Here is a 20866-nt window from a genome sequence, read left to right on the forward strand (position 1 = left end):
GTGAATGATTGCAGAATAGATTATTTACATTTATCCAAAATCATCTTCGCCAGTTCAACGGCTACTGACTTATTCTTTTCATTGTCCTCACTGATATTGCTGTGGATCATAAACTGTACGCCATTCTGCAACACCACAAGCTCCCTGCTTACCGTATTCCACCGTGCAGCATCACCCAAACCTTCTATAGTACGGTATCCGCGGGATACATCTTTTATAATGTTCAATACCTCTCCGCCAGTTTTCCTGATCTGGTCCTTACTCACATTTTTATCACCGGCCCGCGCCAAAGCGGCATCCGCATCGGGATTACCGGTGTTTCCTTCTGTTGCATCATTCAGCGAGTTTTCAGCCACCTTCATTTCTTCATCCGTTATAACCCTGTACGTACTTTCAAATGCCGCTAGTGATATGGCCTTGATAGCCGAAATGCCAATTACATCAGGCATTGCCAGCTTCTGACCGATCTGGGGAATGGTCTGGATCCTGCCATTGGTAAACCTGTATTCGAAACTATGATGCTCAGGGTTTTTCAAAACAGTGGAACTTTTTGTCTCCATCACCTCTTTTGAAAAGCCGGTAACAGCGCATACTTGATCCCCGCTAAGAATTTTGTCATAGCCGGTTTGATAGCCCAGCAGGCACTTATTACCACCGGAAGCGGCGGGATTTGCTTTTCTCCGGCCTTCCGCATTTTCTATAGCCCCTTCAATATCTAGCTCTCCGTAGGCTGATTTCGTTTTTTTGTTCTCAGAACAAGACATCAGACCCTGAAACAGGCAAAAGATCAGGAGATATTTCATTTTCATTTTTATCCATTTGGCGTTTTATAAAAATTTCCCGGTCGGCACGCACACAAGATTTTATGAGCAGGCGGTTCCGGTTAGCGTTCAGATTGATTTGTAGACATAGGTCACCTCATACTGCAGCGATCCGTTGGCGACAGAGAATATGGATTTTGTAACAAATCCATCCGCATCGAACGTGTTGGTATAGGGGTTTACCTGAGCAATATTATCATCAAACAAGGAAGTAACCGGATAGGTAGTTATCTCCACCACGGTGAGTCCTGCAAGGCCATACCACAACGCGGGAATCCACTTCTTATTGACCACATTGTAAAGCGGTCCTTTTTTGGTTTGGTCAAAAGCAAATGCGTACTCGTTGCCTGAAGCTGTAATAACAGACACATCGCCGGCTTCATTCAATATGAAACGGTTGCCGTTTATTGAGTTTGTATATTGATTAAACTGCTGATTGTAGGAAAAGTTGGTGATGTCGTCGTAATAAGTGTCGTAATAGCTTGCATAGCGGCCATTTACATACCCGTATCTGACTTCGTAGACAGGATCACCGCCGAAAGTAAAATCGTACCTGGAAGATACCGGGATATTGTTCTGATAGGTATATGTATAGCTGTAGTACAGTACATTTTCTTCAAAAGTGGCTATTTTGGCAATTTCCTTTTTGTTGTTGTATTCAAACGTGATTTTATTGTTCAATACATTTCCTGTTGACGTAGTTGTTTTTTTGATTTCAATCCGGTCGATTACCCTGACAGTTTCTGTCGATCCCTGCTTGTCACTTTTCCGGCAGGAGAATAAAAAGACGCTTACCAGTAGTAAAGAAAAAAAATGTCTCATGATTATTATTTAAAGAATAGTAAGGATCAATCGATATTTTCCGGGGTTAACACAATCGTTCCTCCACCCGATACATTCGTACCGGTACCCCATGTACCTTCCAGTTTTCCGCTGGAAGGATTATAAGTTGCCTCCATAGAGAAGGTACCGAGGCCGATATATTGATAAATGCAGGTGATGGTTTTATCATTAATGGCAGGACGACTCAGTGAAAGACCTATACCGGTATTATTATTACACATCAAACTATTTTCATAACCAGCTACTACAATCATGGAGTTGTCTTCGATGATCAGGTTGTACAAATTATTTCCCGGGCCATACACACCTTTCCAGTGTCCTTTAAGCAGGTTGCTCCCCGATGTGCCGGGAATGTGCTTCTGGCCGTTAAACGCGCCTACTGTTGCTAGGCCATTAAAAGATTTAACCACACCATTTATTATTTTTCCGGTTGCGGGCACATAGGTACCCTCCCATTTACGTCCTGAATAATCGAACTTGATTTTCTGTGTACCCGCGTCATAGGTATAAGTAGTGGAGTTGATGTTAAGGTTGCTCCCTGAGGCAATAGTTGCATGAATATTGCCGGCCTCGTTGCCATAAAATACCCGGCCATTTTCGAAAAGAAAGTTTTCCGGGTCGCTGCTGAAGCTTGTTGTCATTTCAAATAAGCCTTTGAAAGCATAAACAGGTTGGGGGTCTGGTTTATCGTTCTTGCGGCACGAAAACGCGAAGATGGCTACGGCAAAAACTGTCAGGATTTTTTTCATTTGTGTCGTTTTTTAAAGGGTTTAATGGTTAATGGTCCGGCTTTAGCACCGGTATGTTTTTTTAATTTTCGAGTCTTGGCACGTTGGGTTTGGGCTTATCCTCCAGCCGCGGCACGTTGGGTTTGGGCTTATCTTCCAGCCTGGGTATATCCGGTTTCGGATCCTCCAGGCGGGGTACGTTTGGTTTCGGATTTTTGCCTGGCTCAACTGGTAGAAGATCATCGCCGGGCTTCACAGGTAGCAGATCGTCGCCATTTTTTCCTGTAGGATTAACGGGCAGCAAGTCGTCTCCCGGCTCCGGTTCTTCCATGTCTTCCCACGGATCTTTCCATTCTTTAGGTTTTACACAGATGTAGGTGATGGGAATTTTATTGATGCAAGGTTCTTTCGTGGGCACTTTGATGGTAGCCGTGAACAGTCCCTCGATTTTCTTTTCGCTGATGATTTGTACATCAAATTTTAAACTGACAAAATCGTTTCCCAGATGAGCTTTGTACAAATCCGGCCTTATACGTTGCCACTTCACATTAGGATTGTTCATCAGGAAACGGGCATGGAAGGGTTTGGGAAAGTTAACCTCACCCGATTGCGACATGCCTTGCAGCATCGACTTAAACATATTCGACTCCTGACCATAACAGATATCGCCGGTTACTGTACCGATCTTGATCTGCCACCCCCCGTCCAAAGGCTGGAAGTTGGGGTTGAACGGGTAAATCATGGTAAAGCCATCCCCGCCGTAAAACTTATCCAGTTGTGAGCGCGTCATCTTTGTTTCCACGTATTGCTCCCACTTGCCGTCGATCTTAACGTCTACCAGTATGGCGTTTTCGGGAAGATTTTCATAGTAGCCATTGCTATTTCCCTCTGCCATATCATAATCGCTTGCATCTGCTTCGGAAAGCTGAAACGTACAGCCACCTCCCATTTCGCAGTTGGCGGTAATGAGTTTCTTTCCATAAGAAGCGGAGGAAAACAGCAAAAAAAGTGTCAGGATAGTTAGTCTCATTCTGATAATTTTGGTGGGTTGCTAAAGATGAATTTTGTGAGTTCAACAGCTTTCTTGCGGCTTTCTTTTTCATTTTCCATATTCGTTGTTACGGTAAACGAAATCCCCCGGGCGTAAACGTGAAGGGCATTTACAGGTGTTTCCCAGTAGGCTGCCTCTCCAACATTTTCCACCTCTTCGAATTGCTGCAGCCGTGCATTTTCGGCCAGGTACCTGGCCTCACTGATGGCGATATCCGCATCGATGTTTTCATCTTTGGTGATGCTGTTTATTTCTTCTTGCACTGATGCTTTACCCGCGAATTTTTTACGAAAATTTTCTTCCGAAGTTTTCTTTACAAACCCCAGTCCCAAAGAACTATGGCCCTCGAGCTGTAATTCTTTTCCGCCGGTCGTTTTCACTGACTTTTTCTCTCCGTTCGGCCAACTGAAAACGATTGTCCTTTTCGACACATCAGCAGAAAAATTTTCCTGGTATGTTTTGAGTTTAGTGGCCTCTGTGCCGGCTATTCCGGCAATGCGTTCCCTGTCGATCGCCTTTGGGTCTTTCATGATGGCGGCCAGTTGCCTGTATTCAAATGTGGCGGGAACAACGGCGGATTCCTGTTTGTCGTTACAGGCCAGCAGCAGCATAACCGCAACCGGAAAAATTGCTTTTCGCATGGCGCTATAGTTTGATAAATTCAACCCGGCGGTTCTGTGCTTTGCCTGTGGTGGTGTTATTCGATTGTACAGGCTGGCTTTCTCCTTTCCCGTCGGCCTCGATCCGGTCAGCATTTATCCCATAAAAATTGATCAGTGCGTTTTTAACGGATAAAGCTCTTTTTTTCGATAGCAGGAGGTTGCTGTTTGCATCGCCGTCGCTGTCGGTATGGCCGATTATCTTCACCCTCACTGCCGGGTTATCCTGTAGTACAGTGGCAATTTCTTTTAATACCGTTCCGCTTTCAGGTTTGATGTTATCGCTGTTTACATCGAACAGGATACCGTTGGTAACAAATTTCCCTTCGGTAATCAATTTGCTTCTGGTATCCTCCCCTGCAATTGCATAGCGGATATTCGTCATTAACAGTTCGCAGTCATCAAAAAAACGTCTGAAAAATGCCATCTGGTAAGGCTTATTTTCCGCAAAAAAACGCGGCATGTCCACGAGTTTATCTTCGTTCAGGTATACCCGCAGGCGGCCTTGTTGTCTCCAGACAGCTACTTTGGCAAATCGCTTTCCGTTCTGGGACCATTGGGGCATAGGGATGTCGTTGTAAATCTCCGGACCGCCGTTGGCGGGTAAGATTTGTATAGAAACAAGGTCTGCCCCGGGATGCAGGTACAAAATGGAAGAACCCTCACCAAACAGCACATCTTTGAAAAGCTGATCTTTGTCGGTGGTAAAATTCAACCCGAGTCCGGAATAATTATTACCGGGATTACCCACCAAGGCCACTTCAAATTCCAGCGTGAAGTTGTCGGGCAATTCCTTAATGCGCTCCGGAATAAATACGCCGTTCTTGGTCATGGCTAACCACTTGCCGTTTTTGCCGTCTACATTAACCACTTCGCCACTTGCATTGGTATTAAACTCTGCAGGAAAGTCACCGGTGTTCAGTCGCTGAAAATCATCAAAATATAAAACCCGGGCACCGGGCACAAAGTCGAATTTCGAGTTTGACTTAACCGAAGGATCGCTACTATTGTTTCCGCTTCCGGAGTTGGAAGTGGTGACAGGGGGATTGTCCTTTTTATCTTTTGCCTTTTTATCTTTCTTTTTGAAAATACTGCCAATGCCTTCTTCCACTTTATCGAGGCTCTTGTCGATGGCTTTGTCCGTGGCCCCGTTAGTTCTGTCTTCCACTTTTCTTTTGGCCGTTTGCTTGGGGTTAATGATTTGGGCGCCGGCTGAGAGGCAGACTGTCAATGCAATAAAAGTTAGTAACGTTTTCATATCCTTCAATGCTTTGGTTTATAAAGCAAAAATGAACAGAAAACAACCTGCCTTTATCGGGGAAAACCGGGGAATTTGACTTCAGGGTTTTCCCTGACGATCATAGGAGCAGGTGATGTCAATCGATTTATTACCGGGGCGCTGCCTTTCGGCAATATGCCCGATCTTATAACAGGCAGCCCGAGCCTTAAACTGCTTATAACTTAATACTTACAACTTATCACCTAAAACCTACCTTTGTGGCCATTTTTCAACAAAAGCCAGTAATACATGCAATACAGAACAGAAAAAGACACGATGGGCGAAGTGAAAGTACCCGCCACCGCGTACTATGGTGCACAGACCCAGCGAAGCATCGACAACTTCCGTATCGCCGAGGACATCAACAAGATGCCCAAAGAAATTATCCGCGCATTTGCTTACCTGAAAAAAGCTGCGGCCATCACCAATTTCGAAGCGGGTGTTTTACCTGCGGAAAAATCAGCCCTCATCGGTAAAGTATGTGATGAAATACTGGAAGGAAAACTGGATGAGTATTTCCCCCTCGTTGTATGGCAAACCGGCAGCGGGACGCAAAGCAACATGAACGTGAATGAAGTGGTGGCTTACCGCGGTCATGTACTCAACGGCGGTAACCTCGAAGACAAAGAAAAATTCCTGCATCCCAACGACGACGTGAACAAATCACAGTCGAGCAATGATACCTTCCCTACCGCCATGCACATTGCGGCTTATAAAATTTTACTTGAAACCACCATTCCCGGTATCGAAAAGCTGCGCGACACACTCCTGAAAAAAAGCAAGGACTTTATGCAGGTGGTGAAGATTGGGCGCACACACTTCATGGACGCTACCCCTCTTACCCTGGGTCAGGAATTCAGCGGCTATGTGTCACAACTCGATCACGGTCTGCGTGCATTGAAAAATACCCTGCCTCACCTGAGCGAACTCGCATTGGGCGGCACCGCCGTTGGAACCGGCATCAACACACCTACCGGCTATTCAGAGAATGTTGCCAAACATATCGCTCAACTCACCGGACTGCCTTTCTTCACGGCTGAAAATAAATTTGAAGCACTCGCCGCACACGACGCGATCGTGGAAGCACACGGTGCATTGAAAACAATCGCCGTGAGCCTGATGAAGATCGCCAACGATATCCGCATGCTGTCTTCCGGTCCGCGCAGCGGCATCGGTGAAATTTTCATCCCGGATAATGAGCCGGGTTCTTCTATCATGCCGGGTAAAGTAAACCCTACACAATGTGAAGCGCTCACCATGATCGCTGCCCAGGTGTTGGGAAATGATGTTGCCATCAACGTTGGCGGTGCAATGGGACATTTTGAACTGAACGTGTTCAAACCCGTAATGATTTATAACTTCCTGCACAGCGCACGCCTGATCGGTGATGGCTGCGTTTCATTCAATGATAAATGTGCAACAGGCATCGAACCCATCGAAAGCAATATCAAAAAACACGTGGACAACTCCCTGATGCTGGTAACCGCCCTCAATACCAAGATCGGTTATTACAAGGCCGCAGAGATTGCTCAGAAAGCACATAAAGAAGGCACTACACTGAAAGAAATGGCGATCAAACTCGGTTATGTAACCGCGGAAGAGTTTGACCAGTGGGTGATCCCCGCCAACATGGTTGGTCAGATCTGATACACGTAGATCCCCGATAGTAAAAAGTGAAGAACGGCCTGTTCTTCACTTTTTTTTTGCGCCCGCCTCTTGATATTCTGGTTTTTTTTAACCTAACTTACTTCAAATCCCTTCCACATGAAAAACCTGAATAACATCAACCAGGCGCCGTCACCGAACGGACCTTCTCTTTCCCCCTATTTGCAATTCCTGTTGTTGTCCGGCTCTACGATGATCAGCCGCGTGTTCCTGACACCCGAAGCAAATCCCTACCTGTCGCAGTTTTTCCCCAATCAGCAGGCACCCGTATTATTGCCGGGCCTTCCCGAATCCGGTAAAGACTGGTTTGGCAATTACGAATAAGCCCCATAAAAAAAGCTGCCCGAAGGCAGCTTTCATCCATGATCCTATCTGAAGTAAACCAATTTCTGGGTTCTTAGCGGACGGCCGTTGCCGTCGTATAATTGGAGTATATACATCCCCTGGTTGAACGAGGTGATATCTACTTCAAAATCGTTGCGGAAGCTTTGCGTTTGTTTCAGTACTCTTCCTCCCAAATCACAGAGGTCTGCACGCAATGGTTTGGCAAATACCGCTTCCCCGTGAATGTATATATGTCCGGGTGTGGGATTGGGATAAATGCGGATCCGGTCTTCCGGGCGTTGTGGTGTGGGGCGCGGGTCCTGTAAAGCCAGTGTAATGCCGGTATACGTGTATTCCATGATCGTGCCTGCATTGCTGCTGGCGCCCACATCTCTTGCCACATAAAACTTAAGCCCATCCGGTGATATCGTTATTCTGCGGATGCGGTTGCCATCGCCCCTGAAATAAGAAATAGTATCGCCGGTGACACCGTCGCCATTGGCATTGAGACGAATGCGGTATACCATATTTTTCTTCAGTGGTGTAATGAGCAATGAATTCTGCCATCCCGCTATTTTTCCATGTTTATAGAAGTCTACGCTTGACGATGCAATGGTCGGCCATTGTGAGTTATCAGACTGTGCATACAAAGCCGCCATGCCACTTGCCGGCACGGTGAATGTGGTGAAGATTGGTTCCTGGTGATTGTTTGCCGTCACGGAACAAAAGGCCTGTTCATTGGCAGAAGCCGTGGTACCCAAACGGTAACCATTCACATTGCCTTCGCAATAACCGGCCACTTTATCCCATCCGTAATTTTTGCCCGCTTCGATAATATTTACTTCATCATCTGTTTTATCCATCTGCTCGGTGCTGTAGAGAATGTAATTACCATTTACCTGTCCCCATGCCAGGCCTTGCGCGTTGCGGTGACCCATTGTATATACATAATCGCGTGCACTGATGGGCGTGCCGTTGTAAAACGGATTGTTGTCAGGCACCCAGGCATCTGCTCCGCTGTCGCCGTCTGTCTCTGTATTGATGCGTAATACTTTTCCTTCGAAAGCATCCAGGGTTTGGGCACGTTGTGTACGGTTCTGGTTGGCAAACTGTCCGGCACCCATGTCGCCGATTGTATAATACAAGCGGTACTGATCATTGAGGCCACCACCGGCTTCTTCGATCTGCGGACTGATGACGAGCCTTCCCGAGTTATGATCGCTGCTGCCGGGAAGATTGTCCAGCACGATTTGCGGACTGCTTAATGTATTGCCGTTGTAATTATAGCGTACGATCTTGGTAGTATAAAAACAACCATTGGGCGAAGCACAGGTGCCTTTGCTGTATACAAAGGCAATGTAAACCCAGGGCTTGGCTGCGCGTACGGCAGGATCGCTGGAATAAAGATTGGGGTGCAACACTAATCCCATTAATCCACCTTGCGGCCAGTCCGATGTACTCTCGTCGAAATTAATACTGGCATCGGTGGAGCGCAGGTTGAGTAACGTAGTTTTCACACCGGTAGCAATGCTTACCCGGCGAACCAGGTAGGCTTTATTTTCTGTTACCCATAAAGAATCATTGGGACCATATACTACTTCCCACGCGGAGTTGAATCCGGTGGAGACCACACGTTTAGAAAATGGTTCAGATTGACTGAAAGCATGAAGATGCAAAAAGAAGGTCAGCAGCAGAACTAACGGCAGCGTTGGTTGCTTCATACGGATTTGGATTTCGGGGGCAAAATACATTACTGCGTTTTTTTATGCAAGCGCAATAGCCCTCAATCTATTAAGGTAGAGTTACGATGGCTCAATCGGTGAAACCCTTTTTGTTTTTAGTAAAAAAAACTGAAACGTGAAAATCACAGACAAATTTTCTATAAAAAAATTTAGTGATATGAGTGTATTTACTGTGTTTCTACTATAAAAGCACTACATAAAAATGCCCAAAACTACTATTGACAACAGCTACTATATATACTACCTTAGCTGCTCTAAAAATCCATACCGTGAAGACTGTACCACCGTCCCGCCCCCCGTGCCGTGTTGTTGCCTGCCGTACTGGTATGCATTTTTTCCTGCTATTGACAACAGCTTTCACTTTTTTATTCACTGAATCTTTAAGCGCGCAGACCGTTACCACGGGTAAAAGTTTTATCAACGTCACACGTCCGAATGGCGGTAATTTTCTTCCCGGTGATATCATTGAAGTAAGAGCAACCATTGCCGTAACCGGAGGATCATCTACCAATCGCGTAAACGCTGTCCGTTATAACGATACAATCAACTTGTCCAAATTCAATTACATTCCGAATACGTTGCGCCTGATCTCCAACGAAGGCCGTTTGCAAACGCAATACACCGATGGGGCCGATACTGACGGAGCACATATCAATACAGCCAACGGGCAGATTCGTTTCAATGTGGGTGACAACGCCGGAAGTTGCAACGTCACCACGCAAGGCAACGGTACAACCAATGCGGGCAGATTATGGGGAGCACTTCGCCCGTCTTTCTACGGCAGCACTTGTATCAGCGTTTACTCATATCGCCTGGAGATCCGCCCGGATGCGCCTTCTGTTGCAATTGACTCGCTCATACGCCTCAGCTCCGGTAACTTCCGATACCGCATGGGTAGTTCAACTACGGATCAGTTGTCTAACTTCCGCCCTTCGATGATCCGCATTGCACCGGATTATGGTCTCTGTTCCAACTCGATCGGTTCGAATGCCTTGTTAGGTGAATTTGGCGGAACATTCGGTTCGGGCGCAGCTCAGAACCGCAGTGCCACCACTTTTATTCCTGCACCTTATACTTATCTTACTTTCGGAACAGGCACACCAAACGATAATGGTTATGGCGTGGCCAACCGCACCAGCGCCAACGGAAGCACGGTGGGTAATTTGCCTTACCCCAATGCTGCGCGTGTATTCACTTTGTGGGATATTATCGGTGACCATACCGGCGCTGCCGACCCGCTGGCCGGCAATCCGCCTACCAGCACTGGATATGCAGTGGTCATCAATGCCAGTTATGAAACCAACCGCGCCTTTCAGCAAACCATTACCAATCTCTGCGAAGAAACGTATTACGAGTTCTCTGCCTGGTTCCGCAATATCTGCCGCCGCTGCGGATGCGACTCCAGTGGTAAAGGTTCCGGTAGTGCAGGTTATGTCCCCGGACCTGGGAACGACTCATCCGGTGTACGCCCCAACCTGGCGTTCCAGATCGACGACGAAGAATATTATACCAGCGGCAATATTGCCTATACCGGTCAATGGATCAAAAAAGGTTTTGTATTCCGTACCAAACCCGGACAAACCTCCATCACCGTAACGATCCGCAACAATGCGCCGGGTGGTGGTGGCAACGACTGGGCAATTGATGATATCGCTATCGCGACCTGTTTGCCTTCCATGACCTATGCACCTTCCACCACACCGAATGTATGCCGCGGTGCATCACTGAGAATATATGATACGGTACGTTCTTATTTCAACAACTACCGCTACTATCAATGGCAGTACCGGCCTGCAGGTGGCGGCCCGTGGACAGATGTAGGTCCGCTGATCGGTCCTATTACGCCTGTGTGGAACGGTAGTATGTGGGAATATATCGCTTCCTATACCGTGCCGCCGTCCATGACCGCATTGGCCAATAACGGCGATCGCTACCGTTTGCTTACGGCAACTTCCACTTCGAATATCGGAGAAACGAATTGCCGCTCTACCGATGAAATAAATATCGTTACGATGAACGTGCTCGACTGTGGCATACCACTGAGTACACAGTTACTTTCCTTCAACGCAACGAATGACAACGGACGGGCACAGATCAACTGGACAACCGGCACCGAAAATGAACCTGTATGGTTTGTAGTGGAGAAAAGTAATGACGGGCAGCAGTTCCGTTCGCTTGCCACCCTCCATGGCCGCAACAGCAGAAATGAACTAAACACTTATTCATTACCTGATGCAGACGATATTACAGCAAGGCAATACTATCGCCTGCGCATGTACAACAGTGCCGGCAATACCACTTATTCAAGAGTAGTTACCCTGGAGCCTTCGCAGCATCGCGGACTGCAATGGGTGTCTTATATAAACCCTTTCCAGTCGTCCATCCGTGCTGAAATAAGAACAGAACGCGCCGCTGTGTTGCAGGCGCAGCTTGTAAACAATATGGGACAAAGCGTACTCCGTCAGACGTTGAATGTGCAGGCAGGTATCAATTCGGTGAACATCACCAATACGCAACAATTACCAGCAGGGGTTTATATTCTCCGGATCACGGATGGCAATGAGGTGTTGCAGCAGAAGCTGGTCAAGCAATAGGCAATCAGAGTCAATCGTGAATGGTGAATCGTCAATCGTGAATCGTCAATAAACAGCGATGGTTCGTGTATACACGAACCATCGCTGTTTTACTTAATACTTATTACTTACCACTTAACACGGCTGTTTCAAAGCACTTCCACCCGGTCATTATTTTCCGCTCCTGTCTCAACGGTTGAACGGGATTTTGCGGGTTCCAGTTTTTTGAAGAAACGCTTTTGAAAAATCAGCAAGGTGATGACGCCGACCGAAATAGAAGCATCTGCAATATTGAAGATCGGGCTGAAAAATTCAAACTCCGCCCCTCCTACAAATGGAAACCAGGAAGGAAAATGCGTTTTAATCATCGGGAAATAAAGCATGTCAACCACGCTTCCGTGCAGGAAGGAAGAATACCCGTCGGAAGAGAAAGAAGCAACACCCGCGTAAGGGATATAATCTTTTGTAAGCGGATCGAAATGTAATCCTTTGTCGAAGATCATTCCGTAAAACATACTGTCGATCAGATTGCCCAGGGCACCTGCATAGATGAGCGCCGCGCAAACAATAAAACCACGGCTGTATTTCTCCCGCACAAATTTCACCAGCAACCAACTGCCAAAGATCACCGCTACCAGGCGAAACAGTGTCAGGATCACTTTGCCTGTTTCATCGCCGAGTTTCCAACCCCAGGCCATGCCGGAGTTTTCAATGAAGTGAATACGGAACCAATCCATACCCATTACCCTCACGATCTCACCGGTTGGATAAGTCGTTTTGATATATATTTTCAGTGCCTGGTCGATAATAATAATCAGGGCGATAATAAAGATGGCAGATCTGAGCTTCACAACAAGGTTTTAATGGACAAATATAGGGATTTTGCTGACGGGGCGGGGACTGTCGACCGGCTATGTGGCTTCGGAAGCGTCATTGCCGATTCATTTATGTTGTTGGTCTGGAGACCAACAACGGCGAGACCAACAACGGCGATACCAACAACGACGAGGGTCACAATTCACAACACCCCTCACTCCTCGTAATATACACGTTTCACCCGCTGTGAAATACCCGTCATTATTTCATAAGGAATGGTGCCTGCCCATTGTGCAAGATCCTGCACGGGCAGCTCGCGGCCGAAAAGAATAACCGTATCACCTTCGCCTACACCCGGAATATCGGTTACGTCCACCATGGTCATGTCCATACAGACCGTTCCGATCACCGGCGCGAGGTGTCCTGCTATCCATACTTTTCCCACGCCATTGCCTAAACGACGCGAGTAGCCATCGGCATACCCGATGCGTACGGTAGCAATCAGCGAGTCCCGTGTCACCACGCCGCGGCGGTTGTAACTGACCGACTCTCCTTTTTTCAATTGTTTGATCTGTGCGATGGTCGTTTTCAGCGTAGCGGCAGGCTCCAGTTGATTCCGGAGCACACCTGCACTGTCAATGCCATACATGCCGATACCCAGACGCACCATGTCCAACTGCAGTTGCGGCAAACGGGAGGTAGCCGCCGTATTGGATATATGCCGGATAAAAGGATAATGCAAAGTATTTTGTAAAATGGCTACAGCCGTATGATAGCGGTCAAACTGTGTCATGGTATAGGCGTCCTCTGCCGGGTCTTCGCTGGCTGCCAGGTGGGAGAATACAGATTGTACGCGAAGCGAAGGACTTTCGGCCAGCGCGTTGGCGAGCGCCTGCGCATCTTCCAATGCAAAACCCAACCGGTTCATGCCTGTTTCGATCTCGATATGCACCGGGTAAGCATGGCGCCCTTCGGCTTTGAGGTAGGCCTCAAAATCACGCAGCATCGCAAAAGAATAAAGGTCCGGCTCGAGGTTATATTCCGTGATCAGGTCAAATGCCGTGGGCTCAGGATTCATGACCATGATCGGCAGGGAAATGCCTGCACGTCGCAGCTCAGCACCTTCATCCGCATAAGCTACGCCCAGGTAATCGATCTTATGAAATTGCAATATGCCGGCGATCTCCGCACCACCACTGCCATAAGCAAAAGCTTTGACCATGGCCATCACTTTTACGCCGGGGCGTAGTTGTTCCTGGAAGAGCTTCACATTATGCACCAGCGCATTCAGGTTTATTTCCAATACGGTCTGGTGTACTTTCTGTTCCAATACCTGCACGATACGTTCAAAGCCAAACACACGCGCTCCTTTTACCAGGATCATTTCTTCGCGGAAACGGGACGAGAGGAAGCGTTGCAAAAAAGATTCCGTATCGGAATACCATTCGATTTCGGGCAACAGTCCCGCTTCACGGGCTTCTTCGAGCGCCGCAGATATATGTGGACCGATACCGATCAGGCGTGTAACATGATGATGTTTGAGTTCACCGATAATACGTGCATATAAAAGCGGATCGGGATCGGCACTTTGCAGCAGATCGGATAAGATGACCGTACGTTTCGGCCAGCCGCTCTGCTGATCGAGAAAATCCAACGCAATGCGAAGCGAGTTAAGATCTGCACTGTAACTATCGTTGATCAGCGTGCACTGGTTGATGCCTTTCTTTAATTCCAAACGCATGTCGACCCGTTGCAGGTGTTTCATGCGCTCAGTGATCACAGCGGGCGCATAGTTCATCAGCAGCAACGTGCAGCAGCAGGTCAGTGCATTGTCGACAGAAGCTTCGTCGGTAAAAGGTATTTCAAATGAAATAACGGTATCGCCGCGGCGTGCTTCGATGAGCGTATGTGCCGCATAGCGTTGTATACGTTCAACCGTGAGCCACGCTGCCTGCTTGCGGCTCCAGGTATAAAGTGTCGGTATTTTTCCGCCTGTCAATAAGGCCAGTTCGGCGGGAATGTCGAGGTCCGCCGGCAGCAAATGATCAGGGCTGTAAACTAATTGATCGCAGTGAACAAAGAGTTTGAGTTTCTCAATCGCTTTTTGTTTTGCGTCAGCAAAGCCTTTGCTATGCGCTTCGCCGATATTGGTGAGGATGCCGGTTTGCGGTTGAATGATCTTCTCCAGCTTGTCCATTTCATCCGGCAGGGAAATGCCTGCTTCAAAAACAGCTAGCTGTGTTTCTTCATTCAATTGCCACACGCTGAGCGGCACGCCTATTTGCGAGTTATAACTTTTCGGACTGCGTACCAATCTCACGCCGGGATCCAGTAATTGTGCCAGCCATTCTTTCACCACCGTTTTTCCATTGCTACCGGTGATACCGGTAACGGGTAAGGTAAAACGGCTGCGATGATAAGCGGCCAGTTGCTGTAATGCTTCCAGACTATCCCGCACGTGAAGAAATACGGCTTCGGGATAAAGCGTGGCGTTAACGGGCTGGCTCACCACAAAAGACCGGATGCCTTTTTCATACAGCTCCGGAATAAACTGGTGGCCGTTGCGGCTGTTGCCTTTCAGCGCAAAAAACAACGGACCCGGAGCATCGGCGCGTAACACCGGAACTTTGCGGCTATCGAGCAGTAGCTGATCGATCTCCCAATCAATTGCAGGAGCGGGCGCCCCGATAACAGTGGCAATATGACTGAGTGTGTAGTTCACAATAATAATGAATCAGGAAGAAGTACTGGGATCGTCCACATCCTGCGGCACACCTTTTTTCTTCATAAAAATAGAATAGAAGATGGAACCGAATATGCAGCAAAGGATCACGGCCAGGGAAATAAATACCTGCGTTGTTTTATCGAGCCATTCGTTGATCCAGTGTTCACAAAGCATTTTCAATCCGATAAATACCAGCACAATGGCTATGCCCTGCTGCAGGTAATCGAATTTACTCACCGCACCGCGCAGCAGGAAGAACAGGGAACGCAGTCCCAATACGGCAAAAATATTAGAGGTATAGATTACCAGGCGCGCTGTTTCCTGGTATCCTTCTGTTTTCGTATCCACAATTCCCATCACCGCGGGAATAGAATCCAAAGCAAATACCAGATCGATCGCTGCAAGCATGATCACCACGACGAATAAAGTGGTATAAAACTTTTTCCCATCAATACGTACGGTGAATTTGCCATCGCCATCATGCGGTACTACCGGAAGGAAACGGCGAACAAACTTATACACCTTGCTCTGCTTCGGATCAAATTCTTCTTCTTCCGTGGAAGCAAACATTTTGTAACCGGTATAGATAAGAAACACACCAAAAACATACAGGATCCAGTGAAAACGTTCTACCAATGCCACACCCAGCGTAATAAAGATGACGCGGAAAAGGATAGCCATCAGGATACCGATGAGCAATACCCGCCCATAGTTCTTTTCCTTTACGCTGAAGGCAGAAAAAATAAGAATGAAGACAAAAATGTTATCGATGCTGAGGCTCCATTCCATGAGATAAGCACTGAGGTATTCGAGGGCGGGTTTCTGTCCGTTCTCGATCCACATGAATACGCAAAAGCTCAGTGCAAGGCCCACCCAGAAAAAAGTCTGGTACAGCGCCTGTTTGATGGTAACCTTTTGGTTCTTTTTGCTTAACAGTCCCAGATCAAACACCAATGCTAAAATTAAAATAGCGCCAAATACTACGTACGTGATCTGATCTGTTGTCATGACGATGGATAAATTTGAGGCAAAGATAGCGTGAACTCAGTGATGCCGTGCGTTTGCAGGCTTATTCGGCATACTTTCTTTTCCGGATATATTGGTAGATAATGCCGGCGAGTACCACCAGCAGTATCGGCAATGCAATATTGATCAACTGCCAGCTTCTTTTGTTCTCTTTTACTTTTTTGGAATCGAGCAGGCGCAGTACGATATTCTTATTGCGTGTTTCACTGATGGCCGGTTTGCTTACCAGGTATTCCAGGCAATTGAGCAGGAATGCACGATTGGCAAACTGGTATTGGTAAGGAGAGCGGAGCGTGTAAATATTGACACCCAGCGGCAGCGGTCCGTTGGTAGGTGATACATCGTTCAAGGCTATGTCGCCATCGCCTACGATGATCATTTTATTTTCGTCGGAATGATCGCGGAAAGTGACGCCCATAGCGGTCAGTGAATCGCGCTGGGCATTGGATACGCGGTGGCGGTAATTGGACGTAAATGTTCCTTCGAGCAGCAGCGCCACGGGAATATCTTTTTTCTGGAAACTGGCATCCTGCGGAGCGTTGCGGTTCTCGTTTACGTCGATGCGTACCGGCGTACTGAGTATCCGTGAATTAGCGGAAGAGGCCAACAGCACAGTTTTGCGGACGCCGTCCACGGCTATTGTGTCGATCGAGTTAACGAAACGGCCGGCTACAAGCCCGAGTCCGCGGGTGATGGAATGATTGGCCTGCGGCTCGAACAGCGGATAATAATTCCAATGCAGGAATTCGCGTTGCGGATTTTCGGGCGTGCCGCCTACTACAAAAGGCATGAAGTCGCACTGCAGGTCCATCACGATGGAAGGATTGATGCGCGCGCCGTATTTAAACAACTGATCCGTAAGATTCAGGTTGCGGTCATAAGCGATAGTAGCCGCATTCATCTTGAGGCTGTCCTGTTCTGCAATCAATGCATCGATGAACAACAGCAGTTTGCCGCCATTCATCACATACTGATCGATCTTCAGCTTTTCCGATTCGGTAAACTGCAGGGAGGGTTTCACCATCAGCAAAACATCAAAGGTGTCGGCATTGACCGGCTGGCTGTTAATGTTGAGCAAAGCCAGGCGATAATCTTTGTCGAGCGCTTCCTGGATGCCGTATGTACGGGCATCCATGGGTTCGCCGTTGCCGATAGAATAAGCCACAAAAGGTTTACGCGGACTTACCAATTGATCGATCACCCGGGCGAACTCATATTCCATGGCGGCTTCAGAGTTTACGATATCGGCTTGGGAAACGAAGCGCTCGTTGCCGGTATACAGGCGTACGAGTTCCTGCTGATCATTATAAGAAACAAGTGCAACGGGATAAATAATATTGCTGGAAGCGCCGGTTTCGGTCTGGTCGGTAAGATTGATCGGAACAGCACCTAAAGCTTCCAATGTATCGCGGTAGAGACGTGAGGAACCGGGGATGGCCTCCATCGGTGACATCACTCTGTATTGAACTTTGGAACTGTTGCGGTCTTTGAGCAGGCTTACAAACTCCTCGGTGCTGTTGGCCAATTTGCGGAAACCGGCATTGAGGTCACCGGTCAGGAAAATGTCTATCTGCACCGGCTTATCCAGCGAGCGCAGCAGGCCTCGCGTGGCTTTGCTGAGGGTATATCTTTTTTCTTTGGTAAGATCGAGGCGGGCATGAAAAACGGAGGCGAGGAAATTAACAGCTACCAATCCGATCAGCAGGAAGATCCACCAAAATCTTGACGTCATGATTTTTTTCATAGTGCAGTCTCCTATCGCTTTAACAGATTTCGGTTGGTAATAGTCAGGAACAACAGGATCACACTGGTGAAGTAGATCAGGTCGCGTGTATCGAGCAGGCCGCGGCTGATGCTGCGGTAGTGAAAATCGATGCCCAGCATTTCTATATAATAGTCAGCGCCGCCTTCCAGGCCCGGCAGACGGCTGATGGCATTGAAACCGTAATACAAGGTAGCGCAGGCAATGAGTGCCGCGATGAAAGCCACTACTGCATTGCTGGTGAAACTGCTGGTGCAGATACCGATAGCGGTGAACACGGCGCCCAGCATAAACAAACCGATATAGGATCCGATGGTAGCGCCGGTATCGATGCCTTCGCCTGTGGAAAGGCCCTGAATAGTGAAATAGTAAACGATGGTAGGAATCAAGGCAATGAACACGACCACCAGGCTGCCAAGGTACTTGCCTCCGATAATCTGCCAGCGGGTAAGCGGGCGGGTCTGGAGCAATTCGAATGTGCCGGCCCGGAATTCGTCGGCGAAGCTGCGCATGGTGATAGCAGGGATCAACAGCAGCAATACCCAGGGCGCAAACTCGAAGAACGAGCTCAAAGTGGCATAGCCGAAATCGAGGATGTTGTCGTCAAAAACGAAAAGGATGAGGCCGTTGACCAGCAGGAAAACGATGATAGCAATGTAGCCCGTCAGGCTGCTGAAAAACTGGCGAAGCTCTTTTTTACAAACAGAGATCATAATCGGTATTGCAAAATAAACTAAACTCTTTTAAGGCGCATAAAAAATCCGCCCGCAGGCGGATAAGTCTTTCAGAACGAAAAATCGTCCGGGATATTTCGCAGCTTATACGGCGAAGCTTTCGCCGCAACCGCAGGTGCGGCTGGCATTGGGATTGTTGAAGTAAAATCCTTTGCCATTGAGCCCTTCCGAAAATTCCAGCGTGGTATTGACGAGGTACAGCAGGCTTTTGAGGTCGGTGACCACACGGATACCGTTGTGCTCGAATACCTGGTCGGCAGGTTTGAGTTCGTTGTCAAAATCCAGCTTATAGCTAAGGCCGGAGCACCCTCCGCCCACTACGCTTACACGCAGGAAATAGTTGCCTTGTTTTTCTTTATCGGCTTCAGCGAGCAGTTCCAGCACTTTTGCGCGGGCATTGTCGCTTACCAGTATGCCGTTTTCCATCATCGTTTCCATAAAATTCAAAATTAAAGCGTGAATGGTGAATCGTCAATCGTCAATGGTGAATAAGTCAATAAGTGAATAGGTGAATTGTGCTCCTTGGGCCGAGACCTCGGCCTCAATCCCGAAACTTCGGGACCACTTATAACTTATTACTTACCACTTAAAACTTACTACTTAACCCTTTCATTGCCTGCACCACATACTCCACCTCCTCCTTTGTCGTATACTTGCCCAGGCTGAAGCGGAGCGAACTAACAGCTTCTGTTTTACTCAGCCCCATTGCCAGCAACACATGCGATGGTTCGGGATCTGCGGAACTGCAGGCCGAGCCGGTCGACAGGGCAATTTCCTTTCCAATCTGCTGCAAGATACTTGCCGCATTTGTATTACCGAAACTGATGTGAGCGGTATGTGCAAGGCGGTGCTCCTTGTCGCCATGCCGTTTGGTGTCCGGCAGCAGCAGCAATTGTGCTTCCAGGTAATCACGCAGGGCGGCAAGTCTTACCGCATCCTGTTCCATTTCTTCCCGCGCTATCACGCAGGCTTTGCCCAAACCCACAATACCCGGTACATTCAGCGTGCCGCTGCGGATTCCTTTTTCGTGACCACCCCCATCGATCAGCGGAGCAAGACTTACCCGCGGATCTCGCCGGCGGACATACAACGCTCCCACACCTTTCGGACCATAAAACTTGTGTGCCGAAACAGACAACAGATCAATGCCGTCAGTGTTCACATTGACCGGTATTTTTCCGACGGCCTGTGCGCCGTCGCTGAAGAACAGCACATTATGGCGTCGCGCGATTTCGCTGATCTTTTTTACCGGCATAATGACACCTGTTTCATTATTGGCATACATGGCTGCTACCAAAATAGTGTCCGGCCGAATGGCTTTTTCCAACTCCTCCAGATCGGGTCTTCCTTCTTTGTCAACGGGCAGAACGGTAATTTCTCCCCCCGATTTCTCTATATGCCTGCACGTGTCGAGTACCGCTTTATGTTCAGTAGCAAACGTGACAATATGTTTTCCCTTCTGATGATATTTTTCAAAAACGCCTTTCAGCGCAAGATTGTTGCTTTCGGTGGCACCGGAAGTGAACACGATCTCTGAGGTCTCCGCCCCGATCAATTGCGCTACCTGTTCGCGTGCGAGATCAACGGCGGCGGCAGCTTCCCAGCCAAAAGCATGCGCCCTGCTGGCCGGATTACCGAAATGAGCGCCCAGCCAGGGCACCAGTGCCTCTATTACCCGCGGATCGCAGGGCGTAGTGGCGTTGTAGTCCATGTATAGGGGAAGTGCCGGCATTTATTTAAGAACACGAAAGTACGGTGGAAGGTTGAGAAGATGGTGGAAGGTTAAACAGCCGTTATAAGTATTAAGTAGTAAGTATTAAGTAGTAAGTATTAAGTATACAGCCATTAGAGGCCGTGAACTGAGCTTGCGGGAAAAGCAGCTCAGATTCTCTCATCCATTTAATCACGATTAATCGGCCTATTCACCATTGACGATTCACCATTGACGATTGACGATTCAATGTCGTTTCCTTAAGGCTTTAGAGGTGTTTATAGTTTGAGTTTGGCGGTTTTTTTTTGAGGTGTTTCCGGGGGAAGCGTCTTGCTGGCCGGATAATTTCCTTTGTTTTCAGCAGTATACTGTCGATCGCTTTCAGACATGGAACAACCATTCCTTTG

General features: G+C 48.0%; 17 protein-coding genes. 3 read left to right on the forward strand and 14 right to left on the reverse strand.

The window, feature by feature from the left end; translation table 11 throughout:
* Nucleotides 1-20: 20 nt before the first annotated feature.
* The 6 genes from H608_RS0111690 to H608_RS0111715 form a co-directional block, all read right to left on the reverse strand.
* Complete coding sequence (locus H608_RS0111690; protein WP_155990142.1) at nt 21-803, reverse strand: hypothetical protein; 783 nt, start codon at nt 801-803, stop codon at nt 21-23.
* Between the two features lie 87 nt (nt 804-890).
* On the reverse strand, nt 891-1643 hold the full coding sequence (locus H608_RS0111695) for a hypothetical protein (RefSeq protein WP_028787837.1): 753 nt from the start codon (nt 1641-1643) through the stop codon (nt 891-893).
* Between the two features lie 26 nt (nt 1644-1669).
* Nucleotides 1670-2413, reverse strand: a complete 744-nt coding sequence (locus H608_RS0111700) for a hypothetical protein (protein ID WP_028787838.1) — start codon at nt 2411-2413, stop codon at nt 1670-1672.
* A 61-nt stretch (nt 2414-2474) separates the two neighbouring features.
* Nucleotides 2475-3422 carry a hypothetical protein gene (locus tag H608_RS0111705; protein WP_028787839.1) on the reverse strand — a complete coding sequence of 316 codons (948 nt, stop codon included), beginning with the start codon at nt 3420-3422 and terminating at the stop codon, nt 2475-2477.
* The gene (locus H608_RS0111710; protein ID WP_028787840.1) at nt 3419-4084 is read right to left on the reverse strand and encodes a hypothetical protein; all 666 of its coding nucleotides are present in this window, start codon (nt 4082-4084) and stop codon (nt 3419-3421) included. Before H608_RS0111710 ends, H608_RS0111705 begins: the two co-directional genes overlap by 4 nt.
* A 4-nt stretch (nt 4085-4088) precedes the next feature.
* Entirely contained in the window at nt 4089-5360 is a 1272-nt protein-coding gene (locus tag H608_RS0111715; protein ID WP_038008309.1) for an OmpA family protein, read from the reverse strand.
* Nucleotides 5361-5630: 270 nt separating this feature from the next.
* Here H608_RS0111715 and fumC point away from each other — a divergent pair, with 270 nt between their 5' ends.
* Nucleotides 5631-7028, forward strand: a complete 1398-nt coding sequence (fumC, locus tag H608_RS0111720) for a class II fumarate hydratase (RefSeq protein ID WP_028787842.1) — start codon at nt 5631-5633, stop codon at nt 7026-7028.
* Nucleotides 7029-7145: 117 nt separating this feature from the next.
* Nucleotides 7146-7370 carry a hypothetical protein gene (locus H608_RS0111725; protein WP_028787843.1) on the forward strand — a complete coding sequence of 75 codons (225 nt, stop codon included), beginning with the start codon at nt 7146-7148 and terminating at the stop codon, nt 7368-7370.
* 44 nt (nt 7371-7414) lie between these two features.
* Here the strand turns inward: H608_RS0111725 and H608_RS0111730 are convergent, their stop codons facing one another.
* A complete protein-coding gene (locus H608_RS0111730; protein ID WP_162142872.1) occupies nt 7415-9091 on the reverse strand; it encodes a PQQ-dependent sugar dehydrogenase in 1677 nt (558 codons plus the stop codon).
* Nucleotides 9092-9438: 347 nt separating this feature from the next.
* Between H608_RS0111730 and H608_RS0111735 the strand changes: the two genes are divergently transcribed.
* On the forward strand, nt 9439-11706 hold the full coding sequence (locus H608_RS0111735) for a T9SS type A sorting domain-containing protein (RefSeq protein ID WP_028787845.1): 2268 nt from the start codon (nt 9439-9441) through the stop codon (nt 11704-11706).
* Between the two features lie 128 nt (nt 11707-11834).
* On the opposite strand, the gene H608_RS22165 is transcribed toward H608_RS0111735, so the two are convergent.
* From H608_RS22165 to H608_RS22170, 7 genes are all read right to left on the reverse strand, one after another.
* Nucleotides 11835-12536 carry a lipoprotein signal peptidase gene (locus H608_RS22165; RefSeq protein ID WP_038008312.1) on the reverse strand — a complete coding sequence of 234 codons (702 nt, stop codon included), beginning with the start codon at nt 12534-12536 and terminating at the stop codon, nt 11835-11837.
* 179 nt (nt 12537-12715) lie between these two features.
* On the reverse strand, nt 12716-15223 hold the full coding sequence (locus H608_RS0111745) for a bifunctional UDP-N-acetylmuramoyl-tripeptide:D-alanyl-D-alanine ligase/alanine racemase (RefSeq protein WP_028787846.1): 2508 nt from the start codon (nt 15221-15223) through the stop codon (nt 12716-12718).
* Between the two features lie 12 nt (nt 15224-15235).
* Nucleotides 15236-16234, reverse strand: a complete 999-nt coding sequence (locus H608_RS0111750; protein WP_028787847.1) for a TerC/Alx family metal homeostasis membrane protein — start codon at nt 16232-16234, stop codon at nt 15236-15238.
* A gap of 61 nt (nt 16235-16295) precedes the next feature.
* Nucleotides 16296-17984, reverse strand: coding sequence for a gliding motility-associated ABC transporter substrate-binding protein GldG (gene gldG / locus H608_RS0111755; protein ID WP_162142873.1), 1689 nt, complete (start codon nt 17982-17984; stop codon nt 16296-16298).
* 23 nt (nt 17985-18007) lie between these two features.
* Nucleotides 18008-18727, reverse strand: a complete 720-nt coding sequence (gene gldF, locus H608_RS0111760) for a gliding motility-associated ABC transporter permease subunit GldF (RefSeq protein ID WP_028787849.1) — start codon at nt 18725-18727, stop codon at nt 18008-18010.
* Nucleotides 18728-18832: 105 nt separating this feature from the next.
* Nucleotides 18833-19186 carry a HesB/IscA family protein gene (locus tag H608_RS0111765; RefSeq protein WP_028787850.1) on the reverse strand — a complete coding sequence of 118 codons (354 nt, stop codon included), beginning with the start codon at nt 19184-19186 and terminating at the stop codon, nt 18833-18835.
* 148 nt (nt 19187-19334) lie between these two features.
* Nucleotides 19335-20480 (reverse strand): cysteine desulfurase family protein, encoded by a 1146-nt coding sequence (locus H608_RS22170; RefSeq protein ID WP_038008317.1) that lies wholly within the window; start codon nt 20478-20480, stop codon nt 19335-19337.
* Between the last annotated feature and the right edge of the window lie 386 nt (nt 20481-20866).

The sequence above is a fragment of the Terrimonas ferruginea DSM 30193 genome, assembly GCF_000425585.1.
GTDB classification, from domain to species: domain Bacteria; phylum Bacteroidota; class Bacteroidia; order Chitinophagales; family Chitinophagaceae; genus Terrimonas; species Terrimonas ferruginea.